Source organism: Chromobacterium sp. ASV23, assembly GCF_016428945.1.
GTDB lineage: Bacteria > Pseudomonadota > Gammaproteobacteria > Burkholderiales > Chromobacteriaceae > Chromobacterium > Chromobacterium sinusclupearum.
The window spans coordinates 1-2,287 of sequence record NZ_JAELTR010000123.1; the positions used below are offsets into that span (position 1 = coordinate 1).

Consider the following 2,287-nt stretch of genomic DNA (forward strand, 5'->3'; position numbering starts at 1 on the left):
GAGTCTCGTGGGCTCGGAGATGTGTATAAGAGACAGTTACTGTATGGCAAAGATGACTAGCCAATTTCATTAAGGAAAGCCGCATAGGTTGGTACGCCTATTTTCTCTTAATGGCATTTCAGATGCTATTGCTTGCCTTGTCTGCTACGTACAGAAGGCAAGCATGGAGATATTCAGAGGCTGACGAACGCTTATTGCCATCTCCAGAATTGACGGCCTCTACATGGCTTTTCTGGATGTGGCTTTCAAGCATTCTCATTGCTGGCCTTTGGGGCGTACTTGATGACAAGCGAAGGACAGAGATATTTCTGTTTCTGGTGATTATCTTTCCAAGTATTGAATTCTTCGCTTGGCTCTTTTGGTCCTTCTGAATAATAAGCGGTATTGATGGATGCACAAAGGCGCTCTAAGACTTCTTAGGGCGCTTTTTCAATTCAAAACACACTATTCATTCTGGCATCTTGCTTGTGTTTATCCGCTGCAAATAGGAGTCAATGAACTCTTCAGCAGCCTTTTGAGCAGCTGCCCATGCAATAACATTCCCTTGAAAGCCTCCATCAAGTTCGAACGTGAAGCAGTTTTTCCTACCCTCTGCATCACGGCCTATGATTTCACACTTTGCAGACCACGATTCAGACCCTAGATTTCCGTCACGGTAGGCGATTATATTAACATCGAAGCCTTTGTATTCCATCCCGTTGCCCTTTTAGCGGTTAGCTACCCTTTGCCAGCATGTTGATACTCAATCCACAGCATAGCAGCCGCCCCGCCATACCGATATAAATAATGCCCTCTCCCCGACACCGAGCAGAGCAACCTGTGAGTAGGCGAAGGCGAGGACAAGACCGCAAGCATCGTTGAACGCGCCTTCAACGGGCAGGCTTTCGAGTTCCGCGAGGATGGCTACTTCTTGCGTCAGCAAGCTGGACAACATGACCAAGGCTGTGAAGGCTTACGGGAAGCAGATGGTCAACTTCTGGCATGCCAAGGACACACGCCCCTACATGGCAGAGCTGGCGTCCTCATTGAAAATTAATGAGGAGGGGCATACATGCTCGCTGGCTGGCTCGCACCGTGACACTTGGGCGCATCCGAAGCTCGCCGTGTTCTTCGCACGCTGGCTAGACGTCAAGTTCGCTGTCTGGCTCTGCTGTGTGTAGAGCGTTGGAAATTAACGTTCAAGATACTGCCTAAATTTTAAGCAGCTTGCTGGGCCTTGCTCCAACTAACTCAAGTTGAGGGAGTTAAAACACTGGAATCAGAGTCAATTAAGCCTATGACTGCTGCTCTATCCCGCTTGCTGGGCCTTGCTAACTACCCAGAATTTGGGTAGTTAAAAGAGGGAATTCCCTCAATTAAGTCTATGGCTGCAGCTCTATCCAGCTTGTACATAGTCCTCGCGGGTGCAACTAACATTGCTGCGCTGCGGGGCATGGGATAACACGAAAAACTTTCCGGTTTCGCTAGGCTCTGTAGGCATTCATGACAAGAGAGAATGACCCTCAGTTTGAGGGGCTTTCGTTGGCAGAGCTGGAAGATGCTGATAAACGTCAGTTCAACTTACGTTGGCCCTCGAACATTGATACCCAATGAACGAGAAAGATTCCTAGAATTGCAGGTATTGAAATGGCATCAACGCCCTGACTCGTTGAGTTGATTTGAGGAATTAAAGTACCGGATTCTGGTACTTTGCCCGCTTCGCTACAAGGCAACTTGGGATTCCAAGTATCTCCGCCAAGACGCTGAAGGCCGCTACTGCCTGACCAACCCTCTCAAGTATCTGGAAGCCCTGATGGGCCAAACAAAGGTGCTACAGGCTGGGCTGGTAATGGAAGGAACTCTTCCCATCCTTTCTAATTCGCGGAAGTCCGCGATTAAGGCCATGTTCAACACGCACGGGCTAAGTTCAACTGAGGCTGTCAAAGGGTGTTGAAACTTTCGATACCCTTTCATCCTGCTCCCGCAGCGAAGCAATGCTAGTTGCACCCGCGAGGACGCTTAGCAAGGCTTGTAGGGATGAACAGCCATGATGATCGAATTTCCTCAATCCGAGGCAATTCCAAAAGCATGAATGATGTCAGCTGACTTTCTCCGCAATGCGGGAAAATTCCCTTCAGATGTCCGCACCCCATTGGGGGATGAACTGCCGTAGCGGTTTAATTCCCTCAACTTCAAAGGGTGTTAAAACTTTAAATACCCCTGTCTCTTATACACATCTCCGAGCCCACGAGACTCAAAAGGGGGGGGGGGGGGGGGGGGGGGGGGGGGGGGGGGGGGGGGGGGGGGG

Annotated in this window: 2 protein-coding genes; one reads left to right on the forward strand and one right to left on the reverse strand. The window is 49.8% G+C overall.

Annotated elements, in window-relative coordinates:
* Nucleotides 1–448 precede the first annotated feature (448 nt).
* Nucleotides 449–694, reverse strand: a complete 246-nt coding sequence (locus JHD59_RS21790) for a hypothetical protein (protein ID WP_199155805.1) — start codon at nt 692–694, stop codon at nt 449–451.
* 238 nt (nt 695–932) lie between these two features.
* Between JHD59_RS21790 and JHD59_RS21795 the strand changes: the two genes are divergently transcribed.
* Nucleotides 933–1,160, forward strand: a complete 228-nt coding sequence (locus JHD59_RS21795) for a KilA-N domain-containing protein (RefSeq protein WP_199155806.1) — start codon at nt 933–935, stop codon at nt 1,158–1,160.
* The last annotated feature ends 1,127 nt before the right edge of the window (nt 1,161–2,287 follow it).

Excerpts from the sequence above, each read along its gene's own strand:
- JHD59_RS21790 (WP_199155805.1), bottom strand. The coding sequence starts at position 694 with ATGGAATACAAAGGCTTCGATGTTAATATAATCGCCTACCGTGACGGA.
- JHD59_RS21795 (WP_199155806.1), top strand. The coding sequence starts at position 933 with ATGACCAAGGCTGTGAAGGCTTACGGGAAGCAGATGGTCAACTTCTGG.